This is a genomic window from Streptomyces longispororuber, from assembly GCF_014656095.1.
Lineage (GTDB): Bacteria > Actinomycetota > Actinomycetes > Streptomycetales > Streptomycetaceae > Streptomyces > Streptomyces longispororuber.
On sequence record NZ_BNBT01000263.1, the window covers coordinates 1 to 5,852 of the forward strand.

The 5,852-nt window shown below is 73.6% G+C and carries 1 protein-coding gene; it reads right to left on the minus strand.

What is annotated here, in order from left to right:
• Nucleotides 1-5,852 (minus strand): non-ribosomal peptide synthetase (locus tag IE330_RS37530; protein WP_190140667.1); only part of this gene is annotated, 5,852 nt, incomplete at both ends.

Below are 5,852 nucleotides of genomic sequence, written 5' to 3' on the forward strand. Positions count from 1 at the left end.
CCGACGGAGGCTTCGGTGGGCCCGTACTCGTTGATGAGGCGCTCCGCGCCCAGGAGTTGGGTCCAGTGGGCGGCGAGGGCGCCGGGCAGGGCCTCGCCCGCGACCACGACCACCCCGGCGAGGGCGCGGGCCTGCTCGTCCGTGAGCTGGTGCGACAGCACCTCCAGGTGGCCCGGGGTCAGCTTCAGGAAGCTGAACGGGGCGTGCTTCAGGAGGTGTTCGCCGAGCTCCGACAGGTCCAGGTCCTGCGGCAGGAGCAGGACGCGCTGTCCGGCGAGCAGGGGTGCCCAGACGTTGGGGACGACGAGGTCGAAGGCGATGGAGGAGAAGACCGCGCCGCCGCCGGTCCCGGCGGTGGTGAGCCGGTCACGCGCCCACACCAGGTGGTTGGCCAGGCCCCGGTGGGTGACGGCGACGCCCTTGGGCTTGCCGGTCGAGCCGGAGGTGTAGATCACGTACGCCAGGTCGTCCGGGTCCACGGCCACGTCCGGGGCGGTCGTGGGCCGGGCGGCGATCTGCTCCCGGTCACCGGCCAGGTCGATGACGCGTACCCCGGCGGGGATGCGGTCGGCGTACTCGGTGACGGTGAGGGCGGCAGTGGCTTCGGCGTCGCTGAGCATCGCGTGGATGCGGGCGGCGGGGAAGTCCGGGTCGATGGGGATGTAGGCCGCGCCCGCCTTCCACACGCCGAGCAGGGTGGCGTGCAGGTCGGGGCCGCGGTCGAGCAGGACACCGACGAGGGAGCCGGTGGTGACGCCCTGGGCGGTCAGGTGGTGGGCTATCTGGTTGGCCTGGGCGTCCAGTTCGGCGTAGGTGAGCTGGAAGCCGTCACCGGTGACGGCAATCGCCTGCGGGGTGCGGGCGGCCTGCTCGGCGATGAGGACCGGGGTGGGCAGCTCGCCGCCGGTGGCGGGGGTGCCGGTGCCCCACCGGGCCAGGCGCTCGGCCTCGCCTGCGGGCAGCGGTACCAGGTCGGCGGAGCCGTCGACACCCTCACCGGCCATGGCCTCCAGGACCCGGCGGTACATCCCCGCCAGCCGCTCCGCGTCGGCGCGGCTGACCACGCCGGTGTGCGTCTTGAGCGTCAGACCGCCGCCCGACGTCGTCACCGTGAGGCCGAACTCCGTGCTGCCGGAGCCGAATCCGGCGGCCAGGTCGATCTGCTCGGCGTCCAGGTTGTGGAAGTCCTGGTAGTTGAAGATGACGTCGATGAGCCGCTCGGAGGCCCCGGCGAGCCGGTGCACCTCCGGCAGCGGGAAGCGCCGGTGCTGCCACAGGGCCACCTCGGTGTCGAAGACCTGGCGCAGCAGGTCGCCCCAGGTGGCGGCGGTGCGGGTGTAGGGGAACGGCAGCGTGTTCAGGTACATGCCGTGGACCCGGTCGGCGCCGAGGACCTCGGGCCGCGTGTCGCACACCAGGCCCGCGTGGAACCGCTCCTCGTGCGTGAGGGAGCCGAGCACCTTCAGGTGCGCGGCGAGCAGCACGCTCTTGACGGAGACGCGCGCCGAGGCGGCCAGCGCCCGCAGCGGCTCCTCCAGGTCGCCCAGGGGCACGGTCACGCTGACGGCCTCCGGCGCCCCGGCCGACGCGTCCGCCCACGGGGCGGGCAGTGCGAACGGGGCGTGGGCGTCCACGACGCCCTGCCAGTAGGCGCGGTCCTCCGCCGAGTCGAGCGCCGCCAGCTCGGCGGCGACCGTGTCGGCGAACCGCACGTCGGGCGCCTGGTGCGCGGCCGGCGTCCGGCCCTCGCGCAGCGCGCGGTAGCAGTCGATCAGCTCCATCAGCGTGGTGTGCTGGCTCCAGCCCTCGGTCACCATGTGGGACCTGGTCAGGCTGAGCCACCAGCCGTCGTCACCGAGGTGCGCGGCCATGCGGAGCTGCGGGGCGGTCGCCGGGTCCAGCGGCCGCGCCTGCTCGGCGGCGACGTGCTCGCGCAGCGCCGCGTCGACCTCGTCCCGGCCCAGGCCGCGCAGGTCGCGCACCGTGAGCGGCACCTCGACCGAGGTGTGCACGAGCTGCAGCGGCGTGGAGCACGTCGACAGGTCGAAGGAGGTGCGCAACGCCTCGTGCCGCGCGGTGACCTCCCGGACGGCCGCGCGCAGCGCCTCCGCGTCGAACGGCCGGTCGTCGCGCACCTTGTAGCCCGCGGTGCTGTGGTAATGCGCCCCGGCTCCCGCCTGGAGCTCGTACAGCATGCCGGTCTGCACCTGGGTCAGCGGGTAGGCGTCGTCGAGCCCGGCGGGCAGCAGCGCCCGGTCGGCCTCGCCGATCAGCTCGAAGGGGCGGACGGCGCGGTGGGCCGCCGCCGGGGCGCCGCGCGTGCCGATCAGCTCCGCGAGGCCCGCGATGCTGCGCTGCTCGAACACGTCGCGCACGGACACGTCGTACCCGGCCGCGCGGACCGCGCCGACCAGCGAGACGGCCCGGATGGAGTCGCCGCCCAGGTCGAAGAACGAGTCCTCGACGCCCACGGTCTCCAGGCCGAGCACGTCGGACCAGATGACCACGAGCTGCTGCTCCAGCGGATTGCGCGGCGCGAGCCCGCCGACCGCCGTCAGCGCCGACGTGTCGGGCGCGGGCAGGGCGCGCTTGTCGAGCTTGCCGTTGGTGGTGAGCGGGATGGCGTCGAGTTCGACGAAGGCGGCGGGGACCATGTACTCGGGCAGGGTCCGGCCGAGTTCCTCGCGCAGGGCGCGCGGGTCGAGCGCCTTGCCCGGGGCGGGGACGACGTAGGCGACCAGGCGCTTGTCGCCGGGGGTGTCCTCGCGGACGACGGTGACGGCCTCGCGGACCGTCTCGTGTGCGGAGAGGGCCGCGGTGATCTCGCCCAGCTCGATGCGGAAGCCGCGGATCTTGACCTGGTCGTCGATGCGGCCGACGACTTCGAGGCCGCCGTCCGCGCGGCGCAGGGCCACGTCACCGCTGCGGTACATGCGGGCGCCGGGCACGTCGCTGAACGGGTCGGGCACGAACCGCTCGGCGGTGAGTGCGGGCCGGTTGAGGTAGCCGCGCGCCACACCGGGCCCGGCCACGTGGATCTCGCCCGGGACGCCGAGGGGCACCGGGTGCCCGGCGGAGTCCAGGAGGTAGACGGCGAGGTCGGCCAGGGGGTGGCCGACGCGGCTCAGGGCCGGGTGGTCGACGTCGTACGCGTCCAGGCGGTGGTAGGTGGTGTGGACGGTGGTCTCGGTGATGCCGTACATGTTCACCAGCGCGACCTGGTCGACACCGACGCGGTCGGTCCACGGCTTGAGCGCCGCGACCTCCAGCTTCTCGCCCGCGAAGACCACCGTGCGCAGGGCCAGGTGGGCGATGCGCGGGTCGTCCTCCGCGGCGGCGGTGACGAGCGACCGGAAGGCGGTCGGCGTCTGGCTCAGGACGGTGACGCCGTGGTCGGCGAGCAGGTCGATGAACTCGTCCGGCGAACGCGTGACGTCCTTGGGGACCACGATCAGATGGCCGCCGAAGGCCAGGGCGCCCCACATCTCGAAGACGGAGACGTCGAAGGCGTAGGAGTGGGCCATGGACCACACGTCGGTGGTGCCGAAGGCGTAGTGGTCCTGGGCGGTGGACATCAGGCGCACGACGTTGGTGTGCGTCAGGGCCACGCCCTTGGGCTTACCGGTCGAGCCGGAGGTGTAGATCGTGTAGATCAGGTTGTCCGGGCCCGAGACGGGCGCCGGGTTGTCCACGGGCTGGGCGTCCAGCTCGGCGAGCGCCTCGGCCGTGTCGAGGGCGATCAGGTGGCCGTCGTAGACGTCCCGCAGGTTCTCGGCGAGGTCGGCGGTGGTCAGGACGGTCCGGGCCCGGGCGTCGGCGAGGACGTAGCCGAGGCGGTCCATGGGGTTGGCCGGATCCAGCGGCAGGTAACCGGCACCGGACTTCAGCACACCGAGGATCGCGGGGATCAGGTCCGCGCCGCGGTCGAGGTGGACGCCGACGAGGTCCTCGGCGCCGATGCCCCGGTCGCGCAGGAGGTGCGCGATGCGGTTGGCGCGGGCGTTCAGCTCCCCGTACGTCAGCACGTCCGTGCCCGCGGTGACGGCGGGGGCGCCGGGCTGCTCGGCGGCGCGGGCCTCGAACAGCTCGTGCGCGAGCGCCGTCACGTCCGAGGTCCGCTCGGCGGCGGGCAGCAGCACCTCCCGCTCGCCGCCCGGCAGGTAGGTGGCGCGGGCGTTGCCGGACGCGCCGTCGCGGGCCATGGACTCCAGGACCGCGCGGTACATGCCCGCGAGCCGGTCGGCGTTCTCCTGGGACAGGACGTGGCTGTCGCTGCGCAGGCCGAGCATGCCGCCGATGCTGCTGACGGCGAGGCCGAACTCGGTCTCCGTCCGGTTGATGCCGTTGCCCTCGTCGACGACCTCGTCCTCGATCAGCGCGCGGAAGTCGAGGTACGTGAAGAAGACGTCGATGAGGTGCCGCTGACCGCCCGGCTGGATGCTGGGCAGCGGGAAGTGGCGGTGCGGCCAGGCGGCCACCTCGTCGTCGAAGACCTGGCGCACCAGCTCGCCCCAGGTCGCCGCGGTCCGCCGGAACGGGTGCGGCAGCGTCGTGATGTACATGCCCATCAGCCGGTCGGAGCCCGCGACCTCGGGCCGCGTGTGGCCCACGAGGCCGGTGAAGAAGCTCTCCGCGTCGGTGATCTGGCTCATCACCTTCAGGTGGGCGCCGTGCAGGACGGCCTTGACCGGCACCCCGGCCGCCGCGGCGAGGCGGCGAAGGCCGGACTCCAGGTCCCGGTAGGAGAACCCGGCGTCCACGCGCTCGGCGGGCGCGGCCAGGTCGCCGTGCCAGCCGGCGGGCAGCTCGAAGCGGGCGTTGTCCGTCACGACCCGCTCCCAGAAGGCGCGGTCCTCGGCGGACTCCAGCGCCGCCAGCTCGGCGGCGACCGTGTCGGCGAAGCGGACGGGCGGGGCCTCGTAGCCGGTCTCGCGGCCCGTGCGCAGGTCGCGGTAGACGGAGGTCAGCTCCTTCAGGAGCTCGTGGTAGCTCCAGCCCTCCAGGACGGCGTGGTTCTTCGTGTACGAGACGCGCCACGTCTCGTCGCTCTGCACGTGCACGAAGATGCGAAGGAGCGGCTTGCGCTCGGACAGGTCGAACGGGTTGGCCCGCTCGGCCGCCGCGAAGGCCACCAGCTCCGCCTGCTGGGCGGCGCGGTCCAGGCCGCGCAGGTCCGCCCAGTCGACGGGGACGGCGACCTCGTGGTGCACGAGCTGCATCGGCACGCTGAAGCCGGTCAGGTCGGCCGACGTGCGCAGGATGTCGTGGCGCGCGCCCACGACGCGCACGGCCTCACGGAACACCGCGATGTCGAAGGGCCCGTCGTCGCGGACGAGGAACGAGATGAAGTCGTGGTAGTTGCCGCGCTCGCCCGAGGCCAGGGTCTCGACCAGCATGCCGGTCTGCACCTGGGTGAGCGGGTAGGCGTCGTCGAGCCCGGCGGGCAGCAGCGCCCGGTCGGCCTCGCTGATCAGCGCGAACGGCTCGACGGCCGCGACCGGCCCCGACGGTACGGGGCGCCCGGTCGCCGACGCGCAGAGCGTGGCGATCGTGGTGTGCTCGAAGACGTCGCGGACGCCGACCTCGAACCCGGCCGAGCGCAACGTGCCCACCAGGCCCACGGCCCGGATGGAGTCGCCGCCGAGCTGGAAGAAGTCGTCCTCCACGCCGACGCGCTCCACACCGAGGGCCTCCGCCCACACGACGGCCATGCGCTCCTCGGCGGGCGTGCGCGGGGCGACGTACCGGTCCTTGTCGACCAGCTCGGTGCTGGGCGCGGGCAGGGCGCGCTTGTCGAGCTTGCCGTTGGTGGTGAGCGGGATGGCGTCCAGCTCGACGAAGGCGGCCGGGAC